Origin of the sequence: Lysinibacillus irui, assembly GCF_028877475.1 — a bacterium.
Lineage (GTDB): Bacteria > Bacillota > Bacilli > Bacillales_A > Planococcaceae > Lysinibacillus > Lysinibacillus irui.
On sequence record NZ_CP113527.1, the window covers coordinates 1,366,356 to 1,383,271 of the forward strand.

Annotated in this window: 18 protein-coding genes; 11 read left to right on the forward strand and 7 right to left on the reverse strand. The window is 38.4% G+C overall.

The genetic code is table 11. The features are described 5' to 3' along the window. Positions 1-64: 64 nt before the first annotated feature. Positions 65-442 carry a hypothetical protein gene (locus OU989_RS06540; protein WP_274796318.1) on the reverse strand — a complete coding sequence of 126 codons (378 nt, stop codon included), beginning with the start codon at positions 440-442 and terminating at the stop codon, positions 65-67. Positions 443-595: 153 nt separating this feature from the next. On the opposite strand from OU989_RS06540, the gene OU989_RS06545 reads away from it, so the two are divergent. Next, a complete protein-coding gene (locus tag OU989_RS06545) occupies positions 596-1,126 on the forward strand; it encodes an NfeD family membrane protein (protein WP_274796319.1) in 531 nt (176 codons plus the stop codon). Positions 1,127-1,141: 15 nt separating this feature from the next. Then, positions 1,142-2,695 (forward strand): flotillin lipid rafts scaffold protein FloT, encoded by a 1,554-nt coding sequence (locus OU989_RS06550; protein WP_274796320.1) that lies wholly within the window; start codon positions 1,142-1,144, stop codon positions 2,693-2,695. Between the two features lie 39 nt (positions 2,696-2,734). Here the strand turns inward: OU989_RS06550 and OU989_RS06555 are convergent, their stop codons facing one another. Then, positions 2,735-3,280 (reverse strand): GNAT family N-acetyltransferase, encoded by a 546-nt coding sequence (locus tag OU989_RS06555; RefSeq protein ID WP_274796321.1) that lies wholly within the window; start codon positions 3,278-3,280, stop codon positions 2,735-2,737. A gap of 14 nt (positions 3,281-3,294) precedes the next feature. Continuing rightward, positions 3,295-4,119 (reverse strand): methyl-accepting chemotaxis protein, encoded by an 825-nt coding sequence (locus OU989_RS06560; protein ID WP_274796322.1) that lies wholly within the window; start codon positions 4,117-4,119, stop codon positions 3,295-3,297. A 291-nt stretch (positions 4,120-4,410) separates the two neighbouring features. Between OU989_RS06560 and OU989_RS06565 the strand changes: the two genes are divergently transcribed. Next, entirely contained in the window at positions 4,411-5,616 is a 1,206-nt protein-coding gene (locus OU989_RS06565) for an MFS transporter (RefSeq protein WP_274796323.1), read from the forward strand. A gap of 24 nt (positions 5,617-5,640) precedes the next feature. After that, positions 5,641-6,369 carry a sulfite exporter TauE/SafE family protein gene (locus OU989_RS06570; RefSeq protein ID WP_274796324.1) on the forward strand — a complete coding sequence of 243 codons (729 nt, stop codon included), beginning with the start codon at positions 5,641-5,643 and terminating at the stop codon, positions 6,367-6,369. A 47-nt stretch (positions 6,370-6,416) separates the two neighbouring features. Here the strand turns inward: OU989_RS06570 and OU989_RS06575 are convergent, their stop codons facing one another. From OU989_RS06575 to OU989_RS06585, 3 genes are all read right to left on the reverse strand, one after another. Next, positions 6,417-7,199, reverse strand: a complete 783-nt coding sequence (locus OU989_RS06575) for an enoyl-ACP reductase FabI (protein ID WP_274796325.1) — start codon at positions 7,197-7,199, stop codon at positions 6,417-6,419. Between the two features lie 156 nt (positions 7,200-7,355). Continuing rightward, complete coding sequence (locus OU989_RS06580) at positions 7,356-7,949, reverse strand: hypothetical protein (RefSeq protein ID WP_274796326.1); 594 nt, start codon at positions 7,947-7,949, stop codon at positions 7,356-7,358. Between the two features lie 136 nt (positions 7,950-8,085). Next, positions 8,086-8,334 (reverse strand): ferredoxin, encoded by a 249-nt coding sequence (locus tag OU989_RS06585; protein ID WP_274796327.1) that lies wholly within the window; start codon positions 8,332-8,334, stop codon positions 8,086-8,088. A gap of 106 nt (positions 8,335-8,440) precedes the next feature. Between OU989_RS06585 and OU989_RS06590 the strand changes: the two genes are divergently transcribed. The 7 genes from OU989_RS06590 to OU989_RS06620 all read left to right on the forward strand — a co-directional run bounded on the left by OU989_RS06590 (position 8,441) and on the right by OU989_RS06620 (position 15,892). Beyond that, positions 8,441-9,472 carry a YpbB family protein gene (locus OU989_RS06590; protein ID WP_274796328.1) on the forward strand — a complete coding sequence of 344 codons (1,032 nt, stop codon included), beginning with the start codon at positions 8,441-8,443 and terminating at the stop codon, positions 9,470-9,472. Continuing rightward, on the forward strand, positions 9,473-10,915 hold the full coding sequence (locus OU989_RS06595) for a RecQ family ATP-dependent DNA helicase (protein ID WP_274796329.1): 1,443 nt from the start codon (positions 9,473-9,475) through the stop codon (positions 10,913-10,915). 86 nt (positions 10,916-11,001) lie between these two features. Further along, positions 11,002-11,742 (forward strand): LysM peptidoglycan-binding domain-containing protein, encoded by a 741-nt coding sequence (locus OU989_RS06600; RefSeq protein ID WP_274796330.1) that lies wholly within the window; start codon positions 11,002-11,004, stop codon positions 11,740-11,742. A 113-nt stretch (positions 11,743-11,855) separates the two neighbouring features. Beyond that, positions 11,856-12,617 carry a metallophosphoesterase gene (locus OU989_RS06605; protein WP_274796331.1) on the forward strand — a complete coding sequence of 254 codons (762 nt, stop codon included), beginning with the start codon at positions 11,856-11,858 and terminating at the stop codon, positions 12,615-12,617. A 113-nt stretch (positions 12,618-12,730) separates the two neighbouring features. Next, positions 12,731-13,696, forward strand: coding sequence for a YpdA family putative bacillithiol disulfide reductase (locus OU989_RS06610; RefSeq protein WP_274796332.1), 966 nt, complete (start codon positions 12,731-12,733; stop codon positions 13,694-13,696). Between the two features lie 59 nt (positions 13,697-13,755). Beyond that, positions 13,756-14,316 carry a glycerol-3-phosphate acyltransferase gene (locus OU989_RS06615; protein ID WP_274796333.1) on the forward strand — a complete coding sequence of 187 codons (561 nt, stop codon included), beginning with the start codon at positions 13,756-13,758 and terminating at the stop codon, positions 14,314-14,316. A 4-nt stretch (positions 14,317-14,320) separates the two neighbouring features. After that, a complete protein-coding gene (locus tag OU989_RS06620) occupies positions 14,321-15,892 on the forward strand; it encodes an aminotransferase class V-fold PLP-dependent enzyme (protein ID WP_274796334.1) in 1,572 nt (523 codons plus the stop codon). Here OU989_RS06620 and OU989_RS06625 read toward each other — a convergent pair. Next, positions 15,872-16,840 (reverse strand): asparaginase, encoded by a 969-nt coding sequence (locus OU989_RS06625; protein WP_274796335.1) that lies wholly within the window; start codon positions 16,838-16,840, stop codon positions 15,872-15,874. The genes OU989_RS06620 and OU989_RS06625 overlap by 21 nt on opposite strands. Positions 16,841-16,916 lie beyond the last annotated feature (76 nt).

Consider the following 16,916-nt stretch of genomic DNA (forward strand, 5'->3'; position numbering starts at 1 on the left):
AATGTGACGGATAGAAAAGAAAAAACGGTGGATTAAGCCGTAGAAGTGACGGATACCACTAATCTTATTTTGTTTTTTCTTCTGTTTGTTCCCGTTTGCTTTGGCGTGAAATACGCAGTAAATCAAGTCCAAGCAACACAACAATGATATAGAATAGAGGACTTGTGAACGATAAGCCAATTTGTGATTGACCACCAAGCAATGTTAAAACAATCCATAGCGCGACTGTATATAGTGTTAAACCAATATAGGCCTTTTTGGATAATTTTTTATATCTACCTTTGTCGATAGCTAGCTGTATGATGACTAAAACAACTAATATAAGTAGAATTATTTTTTTAGTTAATAGTGCAGCCATCGCAGTGTCAGGAAAGAAATCATTGACGAATAATAACGTGAAAAATACTAAAATAACAAAATTGATGATAGTCGAAAGCTTCATGCCGTATCTCCTTAGTTGCCATAATTCCTTTCTATTGTAACATGGTTCGACATAAAGAAAAAAATAATACTTGAAGAAAATATTTGAAAATTTTTGAAACTTTCCTATGTGACATCCGTATAGTAGGTAATATGATGAAAAGGGGTGAGCAACTTGACGCTATTTGGCTATTCACTCGAACAAATCTTTTTAGTGGTTTTGATTTTCGCTGGCCTTGCCACAATATTAGTTATGTTTTTTGGTGATGCTGTCGAAGGTATTGGGGAAGGACTACCCATTTTGAATCCGAGTGTCATTCTATCTTTCATTACGTTGATGTCAGCAGCAGGATTTATTTTAGAAAAACTAGCCTTATTCTCTAGCGTTTGGAATATCATTGCTGCATGTATCATTGGCGCTATTTTAAGTACTTTATTTTATTTATTCGTTCTCGTTCCGCTACGGTCTGCTGATGTTTCTTTAGCTTATACCGAGGAATCACTAGGTGGGCAATTAGGGAGAGTCATTGTTCCCATTCCAGTAGATGGCTTTGGAGAGGTTGTCATCGAAACGACAAGCGGCATGATTTCAAAGCGGGCAACTGGCTATGATAATGAAGCGATTGCTTATGATAAGACCGTACTTGTAGTGGATGTGAAGGACGGTACACTTTTTGTTAGAACGTATGAGAAAAAATTTGTTTAAAGGGGAGATACATCTATGTCAACCGAAATTTTAACTGTATTAGGAATTGTAGCGTTTGTTTTAATTGCGCTAGTCGGATTGTATGTGACAAAGTATCGTACGGCGGGTCCTGATGAAGCACTGATTGTGACAGGTAGCTATCTTGGCTCAAAAAATGTACATAAGGATGAGTCAGGAAATCGTATAAAAATTATTCGTGGGGGAGGTACATTCGTATTTCCCATTTTCCAGCAAGCACAGCCGTTAAGTTTATTATCTAGTAAACTAGAAGTGACTACGCCAGAAGTGTACACAGAGCAAGGTGTTCCGGTCATGGCAGATGGTACAGCCATCATCAAAATTGGGGGTTCTATCACAGAAATAGCTACAGCTGCAGAGCAATTTTTAGGAAAGCAAAAAGCGGAGCGAGAAGGTGAAGCCCGTGAAGTGTTAGAAGGTCATTTGCGGTCAATTTTAGGTTCCATGACAGTGGAGGAGATTTACAAAAACCGTGATAAATTCTCACAGGAGGTTCAACGTGTGGCCTCGCAGGATTTAGCGAAGATGGGTCTTGTAATTGTATCCTTTACGATTAAGGATGTACGAGATAAAAACGGTTATTTAGATTCACTAGGTAAGCCAAGAATCGCACAGGTGAAACGTGATGCTGATATTGCAACAGCAGATGCAGAGAAGGAAACACGTATTAAGCGTGCTGAGGCGTCTAAGGAAGCCCAGAAGGCGGAATTAGAGCGTGCAACAGAAATTGCGGAAGCAGAAAAAGAAAACCAATTAAAAGTAGCAGAATTCCGTCGCGAGCAGGATATTGCTAAAGCGCGTGCTGACCAAGCATATGAGCTTGAAACAGCTCGTGCAAAGCAGGAAGTAACGGAGCAAGAGATGCAAATTCGCATTATTGAACGTCAAAAGCAAATTGAATTAGAAGAAAAAGAGATTTTACGTCGCGAGAAGCAATATGATTCTGAAGTGAAGAAAAAGGCGGACGCTGACCGTTATGCGGTAGAGCAAAATGCTGAAGCCGAAAAAATGCGAGAGCTTGCTCAGGCAGATGCAGAGAAATATCGCATTGAATCATTGGCAAAAGCGGAAGCGGAGAAAATTCGTTTGGACGGTCTTGCTAAAGCGGATGCAGAACGAGCAAAAGGGGAGACAGAGGCAGATATTATTCGTCTACGCGGTCTTGCAGAAGCTGAAGCTAAACGTAAGATTGCCGAAGCCTTTGAATACTATGGTCAAGCAGCTGTGCTGGATATGGTTGTGCGCATGATGCCAGAGTATGCAAAAGAGCTTGCAAGCCCACTTGGCAATATCGATAAGATTACAGTTGTCGATACTGGTGGTGGAGAAGGCAGTGGAGCGAATAAAGTCACATCCTATGCAACCAATTTAATGTCTACACTACAGGAAACGTTAAAAGAAACGTCAGGGATTGATGTGAAAGAACTGATTGAAAGTTATGCGGGTAAGCATACATTGCGACCAGAACTAGAACAAATTGCTTTAGGTCTAGAAAAAAAGCAAGCACCTGTTGAAGCCGTAGAGACGAAGGAAACAGTAGAACAATCCTAATAAAAGCGACCTGATGAATTTATCATCAGGTCGCTACTTTTATTTTTGTTGCTGCCATTCACTCTTGAGCATGCCATAGACCACATGATCTACATAATGATCATAGAGCCATTCTGCTGCACGAATCGTCCCCTCTTTAACTAGACCAAGTCGTTCAGGGATCGCGCGACTTTTGTAATTGGCCTCAGCAGCACGGATTTCTACTTTATGAAGCTGCAATGTTTCGAAGGCATAGTGTAATAAGGCTTTAACTGTTTTGGTCATGATACCATGCCCTTGTGCTCCTTCACTAAGCCAATAACCAATCGTCCCAATTTTATTAGTAGCATTAATAGAATTAAAGCCAGCAATGCCAACAATTTCGTTTCTAAAGACAATAACGAGAGAGAGGCTACTGTTTGCTTCATGTCCTTTGATACAGCTCTCAATATAAGCGCGTGTATCTGCTACCTCCTTTGTATAATCCAACCATGGTAGCCATTCTTTTAGATACTCTCTAGAGGCATTCGTTAAGGCAAATACTTTTTCTGTGTCCCCAAGGGAAATTGTCCGTAAAGAGAGTTCTTGATTAATTGTGATCTGCAAATTGTTCACCTCACTTATTTTAAGGCATTATGCATAAAGCCTTTCATTTCACGACTAAGCACAGTCAGCTCTTCAATGATTTCGCTAAAATCCTGTACGAGCTGTGCCTGCTCATTCGTTGCATCATTGACTTGTCCCATATTTTGTTTTAGATTTTCAAGATTTCTATTAATATTTCGTAAAGAAGTTTCTATATTTTCAGTAGCGCTGGATGTCTCAAAGGACAATTTTCGAACCTCTTGTGCCACGATATTAAAGCCTGCACCATGCTGACCAGCACGAGCTGCCTCAATGGATGCATTTAAACCTAGTAAATTGGTTTGGCGTGAAATACTTTTAATTAAATCGGTCACTGCATTTGTTTTCTCAGAATGCTCTAATGCGTGCTGCGCTTGCTTATTAATTTCCTCACTTGTCGCCGCTAATTCCTCTGAATGAGAAGCAATGGTATGTACTTTATCTTGTAGACTGTTGATAATATTATCCATGGTACCCATATATTTTTCGAGCTTTAGTTCATTATCAATTGGTAGACCAAAAGCCAATGCCCCTACAACTTGACCATTTTCACGAATGGGGAATGAAAAAGCATTAAGGGCTACGCCGTATACCTCCTCTGGAATAATCACATCTGCATTTTGTCCATTAAAGGCAATGTAAACATTCTGATCATTAGGATTTACTTTTTGTCCATCTTTATCACCGGTATCCACACGTTTACCTGCCAAATATTTAACGACTGTTTCACTTTCCTTTTCAACAACAGCTACAATAGCTTCTTGTTTTAATGCAAGATGAATATAAGGTGCTGCTAGGGCTAAAGCCTCGATAATTTTCATAAAAATTCCTCCGAGTATAGTCAATGAAAAATAGGTAGATCATCTAATTTTTTTGTGACAATGGTTCTAGATGATTTCTAGTTTTACTGTAGCACAATAGTTGCCTAAGCTAAAATAGTAAATTTCAAAAAAATGAATAAATAGCATTATTTCTTTTTGTCAACTAAAATTGGGAATCCCTCATAAAAAATGATGAAATTTTTGTCTGTTTTTTGACAAACTGTTGTGTGTTTTGCGAAATATTGTATTAGAATAATAGTAGTACGTTGTAGAAGTGAAGGAGAGAGATATATGGAGTATATACAAAAGGGCACGAGAGCATTTTATAAAACAAACTGGGCATTGTTTTTAGCAGGCTTTATTACCTTTGCGAACTTGTATATAACACAGCCATTATTGCCAACATTTGCAGACATTTTTCACGTCTCACCAGCTATGGCTAGCTTATCTCTTTCGGTAACTACCTTTGCTTTAGCATTAAGTTTAATTATTGTCAGTTCGCTATCCGAGGCATGGGGACGAAAATCGTTGATGACCATTTCGATTTTTGCAGCTTCTATCCTTACGCTTGCACTAGCATTTTCTCCTAATTTTGAAACGATTATTATATTACGCATTTTTCAGGGGATTGTTTTCGCGGGATTACCTGCAATCGCTATGGCTTATTTAGGAGAGGAAATGGAACCAGCGAGCTTAGGGGTTGCTATGGGCTTATATATTAGCGGTAATTCAGTAGGAGGGCTTAGTGGGCGAGTTATCATTGGCACAATAACGGATCATTATAACTGGCATATAGGGATGATCGTGCTAGGGGGAATTAGCCTTCTTGTCAGTGTGTTGTTTGTCTGGATGCTGCCTAGTTCCAAACATTTTAGCGCCCGACCGCTACAATTAAAAGCATTGGCCAAAACACTTTATCAACATATGAAGGACCCTTCTATGTTATGTCTTTATGGTATAAGTTTTGTGTTAATGGGGAGCTTTGTTACACTTTACAACTATATTGGCTTCAAATTGATGGCACCCCCCTATAATTTGAGTGCAACCATTGTAGGCTGGATATTTGTCATTTACTTAGTTGGAACATTTAGCTCTGCATGGTTTGGTAGTCTGGCTGATCGATATGGTCGACAACGAATGCTGTTACTAGCTATTGCGATTATGTTAGCAGGTTCCATTGTCACGCTTAATGGACTACTTACTTTAAAAATTATAGGCATTACGGTTTTTACCTTTGGTTTTTTTGCAGCTCATTCTATTGCTAGTGGCTGGGTGAGCAAACGGGCCTCCCACGATAAAGCACAAGCTTCATCTCTTTATTTATTTTTCTATTATTTTGGTTCGAGTGTTGGTGGGACAGTAGGCGGTGTCTTTTGGGTGAAATACGGTTGGGTAGGTGTTATAGCGATGATTGCTCTATTTCTAGTGATAGCTTGTGTGCTATCTTATTTATTAAATAGGATTATTGCTAAACAAAATAGCGCAACAACTTTATAACATTTGATGATGTGAGGTGACGTTTTGCAGGAATTATTTATTTTCTTTTTTATTATCCTAACGGCATCGATTTTGCAAACTAGTACAGGATTTGGTTTTTCCATTATGGCTACGCCTTTTTTACTGCTGCTTTTTTCACCGCAAGAGGCGATGCAAATGAATATAATTCTGTCCCTTGTTATTTCCTTTTCCTTGATTTTAAAAGTAAGACAGGATATTGATCTGACCTTGCTCAAAAAGGTGATTATAGGAAGCGTTGTAGGCGCACCTTTTGGTAGCTTACTCTTTGCGTTGGTTGATGTGACGACATTCAAACTGCTCATCGCTATCCTTTTATTAGGGTTAACGATTCTTTTAATTAAAAATTTCTCCATTCAACAAACAAGCGGTAGAGATTACGGTGTTGGCTTCATCTCCGGTATATTTACAACGAGTATTGGCATGGCAGGACCACCGTTATTACTATATTTTGCGAGCACGAAAAAGAATAAAGAAATGATTCGAGCAACTTCATTAGCCTATTATATATTTATTTATCTAATTAGCTTACTATCTCAACTAACGATTGAGGGCACCAGTTTAATGGTTTGGCTCTATAGTCTATACGCCTTACCAATTGTTTTGATTGGCCTTATTGTGGGACAAATCGTATTTAAAAAACTTCATCAAAGGCTATTTTTAAAATTGGTATATTTATTATTATTTGCTGCAGGCATGATGCTATTAATACAAAGTATATGGACAATGCTGTAGACATAAAAAAGTATGGAAGATTATTCATCTTCCATACTTTTTCGTTGTTAACCCATAATATTATAGCCAGCATCGATGTAGATTGTTTCACCAGTGACACCGCGTGATAGGTGAGATAGCATCACAAGCGTCATATCTGCTACTTCGTCTTGTTGAACATTACGTTTTAAAGGAGCAGTTTCTTCGATTTTGTGTAAAATTGTATTAAAGGATGGGACACCTTTTGCAGCAAGAGTACGAATAGCACCAGCTGAAATAGCATTGACGCGAATATTATCTTGGCCGATATCAGCAGCAAGATAGCGCATAGAAGCCTCTAATGCAGCCTTTGCTACACCCATAACATTGTAGCCATCCAGTACACGTTCTGCACCTAAGTAACTCATTGTGACAATAGAGCCACCCTCAGTCATGTATGGATGAGCTGCTTTTGCTGTTGAAATTAATGAATAAGCACTTGTATCTTGTGCAAATGCATAGCCTTCACGTGTTGTTTCAAGGAAGCGATTGTGTAAATCTTCTGCATGAGCAAAAGCTACTGAATGAACAATACCATGAATAACGCCAACCTTAGAGCCGATTTCATCGAAAGCTGCTTTTGTACTGTCATCACTATTTACGTCGCATTGAACAATGAGAGAATCGGATTGTCCAATATTGTCTAATTGTTTTTGTAATTTTTTTAATGAGCGTTCTTGACGATACGTGAAAATGACGTTTGCACCTACATCAAATAAGCGTTTCGCAATGCCCCAAGCAATACTTCGATCATTTGCAACACCCATAACAACAATGTTCTTATCTTTTAATTGTAATAAATTATCCATCATTATGAAGAACTCCTTTGTGAGATAATATCTGTTATTAGTACCAACTACTAAAATCTTATCATACATAAAATAGCGTTGCAATAATAAGATAAAAAGAGAGGCTGTTAAATAGCAAAAAAAATTCATCCCAGAAGAGACGAATTAAATAATGGCTATTTATTTTATAACATGATATTCATACATATCGATTGCTCGATTAACTGCATTGTTGACAGCAATTCTAAAGCAATTTTGAGTGCGAATAGCTTGCACAAGAACTTTAATTGCTCTTGTTTGATCTCTATGAAAAGAAGCGTTGTCAGTTTGAAAATCATCCTCTAAATAAGCGAGAAAATATGGCTTCTCCTCTGGTAGCTCTAATAAATCAGACTCAGCACTTTTTTCAACGGTATTGTAAATCCACAAGTCTATGGCATTCCCTAATTGAAAGGCAACGAAGTATTGTAAATCATCATTATCACATTCTCTTATTTTTTGAATTATTTGAATTTTTTTGAGCTCATCTATTAAAAATGTATTGATTGAGTAGTAGATAGCTTTAGAAGGATTGAGAATAAGTTCATCGGTATGCTGAGATTTAAAGAAAATCCAGCTATTTAAAACGCTGGCCCATGAATCTAACGTATTCAAACATTTTGCATATACATCTGGAAAAACTGTTTGCCATTTTGCCGCAAGAGTTTTAAATAAATCAATATGGTCTTGATCAATATGAAATAAACTATGCTCTACTTGTAACTGCTTAAACATCATCATTCCTCCAGTAGATTGTTATGTATAGAATGGACCATATGATTATTATCTGATGCAAAAATTAGCAATAATTTTAATCAATAAGAAGGCATCCAATGAAGGATGCCTTTTAGGGTATACATTCAATTGAAGACTATTCGTATTTTAATGCGTCACCATCGAAAGTTTCATCTGCTACTTTGATAGAGTCTGTTGGACAACCTTCAAAAGCATCTTGCATATCTTCTAATAGATCTTCTGGTACTTCAGCAGTTCCCATGTTATCATCTAAAATAACGAAGGCAATCCCTTCATCATCATAATCATAAATGTCTGGCGCTGCGGCTCCACATGCGCCACAAGCGATGCATGTATCTTTATCAACAATTGTGTATTTAGCCATTTTATTCTCTCCTTTAACGATGTTCCTACAAAGCTTCATACTCATTTTAAAGATGTTTATCTTACATTTCAACTTAAATACTATTAAATTGGAGGAATTTGCGTCAATGTTTCATCAAATTTTATTGCAAATCTTTCAAAAACTCAATAATGAACGTACAATTTCGGCTGCCTATCATGTTTTAAGAGGTAAGCGCTCAGGCCAGACAATTCAAGATATTGGCCTTTTTCAGTTACATTCATATTTCGGCTTATTACCAAAACTACCTCGTGCTACATTTGATGAGGCTGTTACCTTATTTATGCAATATAGTTGGTTAAAAGTGCAGGAATCTGGCCATTTCTACATGGAAAAGCTAGGATTGCAGCGAGCCCAACAAACACCGAGCTTTTTCTTTGATGGCTGGCATTATCGTGGGAATGAGCATGTTTTTTTTGCCCGGCTATCTTTAATTGTCCAAAGTTTGTCACATCAAGCTGCAGCAGTTCGTTCGTTTTCTCCCATCAGTAGAGATCCAGCGATACAAGCATGGGTGCGGTCATTTTTACAGGGGCACCATTACAAAGAAGGGCATTTACAGCAACAATTATTAGTAGAATGTACAAATGTACTTAACATTCTTCCTATTTCAGATGCTAATAAGCAGCTAGTTCTATACCGTTTAAGCGGTCATCGATTACCTGGTTGGACGTGGCAACAGCTTGCGGATGAACGAAAGGAATCCGTGCTTGATAGTCAGTTAGCTTTTATTGAAACACTACATATATTATTAAATGAAGTGCATCAAACAAATAATGATTATCCTTTACTTGGGCAAATAGCAGAAGGATTAAAAGTGAAAATATTGTTAACCGATTCTGCACAACAAACAGCACAATTATATGAACAAGGCTATTCAATAGAGCAAATTGTACAATTGAGGAAGTTAAAACAAAGTACAATAGAGGATCATTTTGTGGAATTAGCAATGTATGAACCGAACTTTTCTATTGGACCATTCGTCTCATATGAAGAAGCACAAAAAGTTTGGCAGGCGTCGGCGCAATATCAAACAAAAAAATTAAAAATATTACATGAAGCTTTAAATGATATGAGTTATTTTCAATTAAGGCTTGTCCTTGCGAAAGGAGAAGTTTAAATGGAACTTGAACAATTATTGCAAAAGCATTTTGGTTATTCATCCTTTCGACCAGGGCAGAAAGAAGTCATTGAAGCTATACTGGAGGAACAAGATGTTATTGCGTTATTACCAACAGGAATGGGGAAATCACTTTGCTATCAGCTCCCAGCCTATACGTTAGAGAAGCCGGTATTAATTGTTTCGCCATTGCTCTCATTAATGCAGGATCAAGTGGAGGAACTGAAACGTTTCGGGGAAAAAAGGGTTGTTGCACTAAATTCCTTTTTAACCGTCACGGAAAAACGCTATGTGCTACATTATTTAGAACAGTATCGCTTTATTTTTACATCACCAGAGATGCTCCTTCAACAGCAGGTACAAGAAAAACTAGCACACATAAAGCTAGGATTAATTGTAGTAGACGAAGCGCATTGTATCTCACAATGGGGATTTGATTTTCGGCCGGATTATTTACGCATAGGTGAATGGTTTTCGAGGGGAAATCGTCCACCAATCTTAGCATTGTCAGCAACAGCAACGAAAAAGGTTGTTCAAGATATTAGGGAGACCCTATCACTTAAGGCTCCATTTGAGTTTATGTATAATGTGGACCGACCAAATATTCATTTAGGTCGCATTGTAGTAGAGGATAAGGCTGATAAATCTAAGTGGCTCATGCAACATATTAAAGAAACGGCAGGCCCAGGTATTTTGTATGTTTCCTCTCGTAAACGTGCGCAACAATACAGCGAGGCCCTTTTACAAGCCGGTATTCGGACTGCTGCATACCATGCGGGCTATGGTGCAGAGGACCGTCAGTTTATCCAACAACAGTTTATAGATGGTGAACTGGATTGGATAGTAGCAACAAATGCTTTCGGCATGGGGATTAACAAACTAGATATACGCCAAGTAATACATGAATCTATGCCTGGCAATATTGCGAATTATATGCAGGAGATTGGACGTGCAGGTCGAGATGGTCATTCTGCGCTTGCCATTTTACTGTATAGTGATGGAGATGAAGAGCAGGCGAAATTTGTTGTGACAGGTGATTTGCCGACACCTCACCATGTTGATCGCTACCAGGAATTACTTAATCAGCAAATCCAGCCAGCACAAATGCTAAAGAATGGCGAGTTGAGTGAGACAGCCTTTCGAGTGTTGGACTACTGGATTCAACAAGAATCTACGGAACAAGTAAAGGCCCGACTAAATCATTTAGCCCTAGAGAAGTACCGTGCAGTGGACGAAATGCTTAAAATCATTCAGACAAAAGACTGTATTCGTGAACATTTAGTCGGGTATTTTGGGCAAAAATTGCAGAAAAGGCCGGAAAACTGTTGTGAAAATTGTGGAATCCATTATGATGAAATCAAGAAAACACGCTTAAAAGAAGATAAGAAAATGGAAATGATGTCATGGGAAAGTCGATTGCAGCAACTTTTAATGGGTATTTAGACTAAAACTGACGGTCATTTACTTTTTTCGTAAAATTCGTCATAATAGAAATGATAGAAAGCGTAGTAAGGTTGGGGGAAAGGCGAATGAATAAAGAAGATTATCGCGATAAAATAGAAGAGCATCGTCAATCATTTGAAGATGAACAAAAAGAGCAGTCTTTATCGAGAGTTTCCAGAATGAATAAAAATGGCAATAAAAACAAAAAGCCAAAAAATTCAAAACGAAAAACACCATTAATGACAATTCTTTTTGTTATTTTTATCCTTATTCCATTAACGATACTCATTTATTTTTGGAAGTTTTATGAACCAGGAAAAACGATTGAACAAGCTGAGAAGGATACAGCAGAACAGGTCGTCGAATTAGATCCTTCAGAAGCATCTGCATCAAATCAAGATAAAAAGGATCAAGACGGTCAGGCTGATAAAAAAGCTCAGGAGCAATCTCAAAAAGATGCAGATAAACTAGCGGCTGAACAAAAGGCCGCGGAAGAAGCGAAAAAAGCGCAAGAGGCTAAGAAGGCTGAAGAAGCGAAAAAAGCCGAAGCAGCTGAAAAAGCCGAAGCAGCAAAACGAGCTGAGGAAGCTAGAATAGCTCAACAACAGGCGGAGGCTGCGAGAAGAGCCGAAGAGGCTAAAAAAGCCGAAGAAGCAAAACAAAATGCTAAAGCAAGTACACATACTGTGAAAGCAAATGAGAACTTATACCGCATTGCATTAAATCATTATGGCGATGGCAGTGAAGCGACATTAGCAAAAATTCGCGCAGCCAATGGCATGTCTTCGAATACTGTCATGGTTGGTCAAGTAATAAAACTACCTTAATGTATAAAATAACAGACAAACGTTCACACCAAAACGTATGTCTGATTTAGCAAAAAGGCGATTCGTTTGTTAAGAAGAATCGCCTTTTTGCTGTCGTAAGGAGAAGTGAGGGAATGCTATATTTAGGGCTATTGCTATTAATAGCTATTGCCTTTCTACTTTATATGTGGAAGGTAGCGCATGAAAACAATGTTTTGCATCACCAGCTAACATTACAGGGTGAGCAGGAGAAGGTACGATTATTTTTTATTTCAGATGTTCATTTGCGTAAAATAAATAAGAAAATGATTGACCGGTTAGAGGGCCATTTTGATGCTGTCATCATTGGTGGGGACTTTGCAGATAGTCGTACACCCATTGCACGAATTCATGAAAATTTACAATTAGTAACTTCTATCGGACCAACCTACTTTGTTTGGGGGAATAATGACAGAGAAGTTGGAGAGGAAAGGCTGAAGGCCATTTTACAAGAGCACCAGGTTCAAATCATCGTTAATGATGCTGTGCTACTTCCCACCAAAAATCGCTTTTGGCTAAGTGCCATTGAAGATACAACGGTGAAGGAATATAGTTTTGAAAAGGCCTTTGCGAAGGTTGGAGAGCAGGATTTGGTTGTTTTTATCGCTCATAATCCAGGTGTTTTTGCCAAAGTTCGTGCAAAGTTCCATGCTGATTTAATGATGGGAGGGCATTTACATGGGGGGCAGATTCGATTTGGTCCCTATGGTGTACATCCAAATGGTTCTTATCGAGAGCGAGATGGTGTCATGACCTTAGTTAGTAATGGCTATGGCACGACATTAGTACCTTTCAGACTAGGTGCTAAGCCGCAATGTCATATTATTGATATTGATATTGATATTGCGAGTAAATAACCAACCAAAATCTGTGAGAAGGCGTATAATAAAAAGATATCATCTATTCTATGATGATGTGAAAGTATGGAGCAGCAAATTGTGCTGGTCCAATTCGATTGGAGTGTCAAGAAATGCAGCAAGCAGATGCAATTATTGTTGGAGGAGGCCCTTGTGGTTTAGCAGCAGCAATAGCTTTGCAAAATATTGGATTACAACCTATTGTGATTGAAAAAGGAAATATCGTAAATGCTATTTATCATTATCCAACACATCAAACATTTTTTAGTACAAGTGAGCGTTTAGCAATTGGTGACGTACCCTTTATTATTGAAGGACGTAAACCAAAACGCAACCAAGCATTGGTCTACTATCGTGAAGTTGTCCGTTTAAAAAATATACAGGTTAATCGCTTTGAAAAAGTACAAAGTGTTGTGAAAAATAAGGATATGTTTACGGTTACTTCCGATAAAGATACGTATGAAACGCCGTATGTTGTCATTGCAACGGGTTACTATGATCACCCAAATTATTTAAATATCCAAGGCGAACAGTTACCGAAAGTATTCCATTATTTTAAAGAGGGTCATGAATTTTTCGATACAGATGTTCTAGTTATTGGTGGTAAAAATTCAGCTGTGGATGCAGCTTTAGAATTGAATAAAGCGGGTGCCCGAGTAACGGTTGCCTATCGAGGAAGTGAATATTCTTCAAGCATCAAACCTTGGGTATTACCTGAATTTGAAGGGGTAGTTAAAACAGGGGAAGTTGCTATGCATTTTAATACGAATGTGTTAGAAATTCGCGAGCATGAGGTTGTTTTAGAAATAGATGGTCAAGAGCAAATAATCAAAAATGATTTTGTTTTTGCCATGACTGGCTATCATCCAGATCACTCCTTTATTAAAGCAATGGGAGTAGAAATTGATGAAGAAACAGGGCGTCCTTATGTTACCCCAGAAACGATGGAGACTAATATCGAAGGATTATTTATTGCGGGCGTCATTGCAGCTGGGAATAATGCAAATGAAATTTTTATCGAAAATGGGCGTTTTCACGGAGAATGTATCGCTCAAATTATCGAGCAAAGAAGAAAATAATGAAATGGGCTGTATAGGCAATGTAGCTTATACAGCCTTTTTAGCAAGGAGGGCCTTTTTTGTTTGGGTGGTACTGGCTATTCAGTTATATAATAGGAAACTTTATGACGGCCTATTTCGTTGGAAAGATATATAAGGTTAATTTACAGCAAGAGCGCAGTAAAAACTTAGGTGCTCGAAATGCAGGAAGTGTTATTGGAAAAGCGGCCTTTATTTGGACTTTGCTCGGGGATTCACTGAAAGGTGTGCTAGTAGTCGGATTAGGCCATCTGTGGCATTTGGATGAATGGATCATTATTGGGGGTGCTGCATGGGTTATTGTGGGGCATCTATTTCCTATTTGGTTGAAATTTAATGGGGGAAAAGGTGTGGCTACTTTTATTGGTGTAGGTCTCGCTCTATCTCCGAGCCTATTTTTTTGGATGATTATAGGAACTGCGTTTGTGATGGTTTTTACAAGAAGTTTGACACTTGGCATGGTCGGGGGCTTTATATTCTATGTCGGTGCAATCATTCTTGCAGGGAAACTAGAGCTCTATAGTCTGTTAGTCTTAGCCATTGTATGTATGCTCATCAAGCATAGGTCTAATATTCAGGAGTCGTTGACAAGAGGGAAGTGAAGAGATGTATTGGTGTAAAATTGCACAAACGAATGAGGAATTTGAGGCCATTGCCCAACTGAATTATGAGACTTTTGTAGAAGAAATTCCACAGCATAAACCAAATGCGACAAGAAAAAAAGTTGACCGATTTCATCAACAGAATACGTATGTTGTCGTGTACAAGGAAACAGAACTAATTGGAATGTTGGCATTTAGAGATCAAAGACCATTTTCCATAGATGAAAAAATTGGTAAGGTTGAACAGTTTTTAGAGAAGGAAAATTGTGCTAAGCTATGTGAAATTCGCTTGCTTGCAGTAAAAAGAGGTTATCGGACAGGGCGTGTACTTCTAAAACTTACACAGGCCTTAAACACATTTGCCTACGAAAAAGGCTATACAGCGGCAGTGATTTCAGGTACAACTCGTGAAGAAAAGCTCTACCGACAAATGGGTTTTAGACAGTTTGCGCCAGCGGTAGGGGAAAAGGAAGCATTATTTTTACCGATGGTGCTTACTAGACATGAATTTGAGCAGTCACTACAACATAGACTATCTGCGGACCATTTTACTTTTTATCCAGGGCCTGTAAAGCAATTAGAGCAAATTGGTTATACAGATTTATCACACCGTTCATTACCATTTTATGCACTCTATGAACGTGTACAAAAAAAGTTACTGCATTTATCGAAAGCAAATCATGTTGGCATCATCGTTGGTACAGGGACGTTGGCAAATGAAGTGATGCTTGCGCAACTAAAGGAACAACAAGTTGGAAAAGGACTAATCTTAACAAATGGAGAATTTGGTGAACGTTTAAGAAAGCAAGCTATTCGTTGGTCATTACAATTTGATGTGGTAAGAAAAGACTGGGGGACAGCGTTTGATTTCGATGAAGTGGCGTCGCTGTTAGCAACAGGTTCTTATCAATGGATGCTAGCAGTACATGGCGAGACTTCTACAGGGACTTGTAATGATTTAGAAAGTCTTAGTAAGCTCGCCAAACACTATCAGGTAAAGCTGTGCATAGATAGTATCAGCACGTTCGGGGCCATGCCATTTTCTTTACAAGACTGCTATTTAGCAACTGCCGTGAGTGGTAAAGCTATAGGTGCATTAAGTGGGCTAGCTTTTGTTTTCTCTCAATCACTTGCACCATCATCTGCCACGCTTCCTACTTACCTAGATTTAGCTAATTATCAGCAAGGAGCCATACCATTTACGCTCCCAGCAGTGTTACTTGGCAATGTTGATAGGTCATTGCAAGCCTATCCAGAAAGGTATGAGCAACTACAGCAACGCTTTAAGGCATTGCTGAAGCTACCGATCATGCAGTATCAATATTCAACAGTTCAATATCCAATGTTGGTAACTGTTCAACTGCCGAGCACCTTTTCAAACTTACACATTGATTTAGCATTAAATGGACTATTCGTGCATGGTGATAGCCATTATTTACGTCAAAAGGGATTCCTCCAATTTTCGGTTATTCAACCAGATTTCGATGAAGCCCTCCAACGACTTGGCGAAATATTGAGCTACTATGAAAAGGTCATAAAGACAGAGACGTTGACTTTACAGGAAAAAGTCCTTTAAATTTAACGGAGAGCCTGTAGTATTAAGTCCAATTAATAATTTTAAACGTGCCTTTTGACCATTAATCCCTGTGGCAAAAATTGCGCCCAAATCTTCTAGCATTTTACCGCCACCAACATAACCATAAACACCCTCTGCAATACCATTGAAGCAGCGGGAAACAAGTATAACAGGAATGTCTCGCTGTATAAGGCTTTCAATGCCCTTTACAACAGATGGTGGGACATTTCCTTGTCCTAAGCCTTCAAGCACAACACCATCATATTTACAAGCAAGCACAACATCAAGTAAATCTTCTTCCATACCGGCATAAACCTTTAACATTGCTACACGCTTTGATAAATTATCAACTTCTACATATTGTCTACGAATAGGTGCATGATGGAATAAGATACGTGATTTTGTAATCAATCCAATCGGTCCATACTGAGGGGATTGAAAAGTATTTACTGAACTTGTGCTTGTTTTTGTTGTATTAACCGCAAGATGAACTTCATCATTCATCACAACCAATACTCCTTTGTCACGAGCTTCATCATCAACAGCTACACGAACTGCCTCCACTAAATTATAAATGCCATCTGCCCCTAGTTCGTTAGATGAACGCATTGCACCTGTTAGCACGATCGGAATGGCTAAATTTGTTGTTAGCTCTAAGAAATAAGCAGTTTCTTCCAAAGTGTCAGTGCCGTGTGTAATGACAACTCCATCGATTTGCTGTGACATAATTTGTTCCATCATGACATGGCGTAATTGCAGCATTTCTTTCGGTGTAATATGAGGAGATGGAAGATTAAAAGCTTCTATTTCAATGATGTCTGCAAGGGATGCCAGTTTATTACTTTCCTTCATGAGTGGATTTTCTATATTTGGCATGACCGCTCCTTCAGCACTCATGGCCATGGAGATTGTGCCGCCTGTATGAATTAATAAAATTGTCTTTTTCATAAAAAATAAAATCTCCTTTTAAAAAGTTTTTTTGTCATTACATGGTATAATAATAGCAGTCTATTGTTGAAAGGAG

Bases quoted from the DNA above. Each gene is read 5' to 3' on its own strand.
- OU989_RS06540 (WP_274796318.1), bottom strand. From the start codon at position 442: ATGAAGCTTTCGACTATCATCAATTTTGTTATTTTAGTATTTTTCACG.
- OU989_RS06550 (WP_274796320.1), top strand. From the start codon at position 1,142: ATGTCAACCGAAATTTTAACTGTATTAGGAATTGTAGCGTTTGTTTTA.
- OU989_RS06560 (WP_274796322.1), bottom strand. From the start codon at position 4,119: ATGAAAATTATCGAGGCTTTAGCCCTAGCAGCACCTTATATTCATCTT.
- OU989_RS06565 (WP_274796323.1), top strand. From the start codon at position 4,411: ATGGAGTATATACAAAAGGGCACGAGAGCATTTTATAAAACAAACTGG.
- OU989_RS06575 (WP_274796325.1), bottom strand. From the start codon at position 7,199: ATGATGGATAATTTATTACAATTAAAAGATAAGAACATTGTTGTTATG.
- OU989_RS06580 (WP_274796326.1), bottom strand. From the start codon at position 7,949: ATGTTTAAGCAGTTACAAGTAGAGCATAGTTTATTTCATATTGATCAA.
- OU989_RS06585 (WP_274796327.1), bottom strand. From the start codon at position 8,334: ATGGCTAAATACACAATTGTTGATAAAGATACATGCATCGCTTGTGGC.
- OU989_RS06590 (WP_274796328.1), top strand. From the start codon at position 8,441: ATGTTTCATCAAATTTTATTGCAAATCTTTCAAAAACTCAATAATGAA.
- OU989_RS06595 (WP_274796329.1), top strand. From the start codon at position 9,473: ATGGAACTTGAACAATTATTGCAAAAGCATTTTGGTTATTCATCCTTT.
- OU989_RS06600 (WP_274796330.1), top strand. From the start codon at position 11,002: ATGAATAAAGAAGATTATCGCGATAAAATAGAAGAGCATCGTCAATCA.
- OU989_RS06605 (WP_274796331.1), top strand. From the start codon at position 11,856: ATGCTATATTTAGGGCTATTGCTATTAATAGCTATTGCCTTTCTACTT.
- OU989_RS06610 (WP_274796332.1), top strand. From the start codon at position 12,731: ATGCAGCAAGCAGATGCAATTATTGTTGGAGGAGGCCCTTGTGGTTTA.
- OU989_RS06620 (WP_274796334.1), top strand. From the start codon at position 14,321: ATGTATTGGTGTAAAATTGCACAAACGAATGAGGAATTTGAGGCCATT.
- OU989_RS06625 (WP_274796335.1), bottom strand. From the start codon at position 16,840: ATGAAAAAGACAATTTTATTAATTCATACAGGCGGCACAATCTCCATG.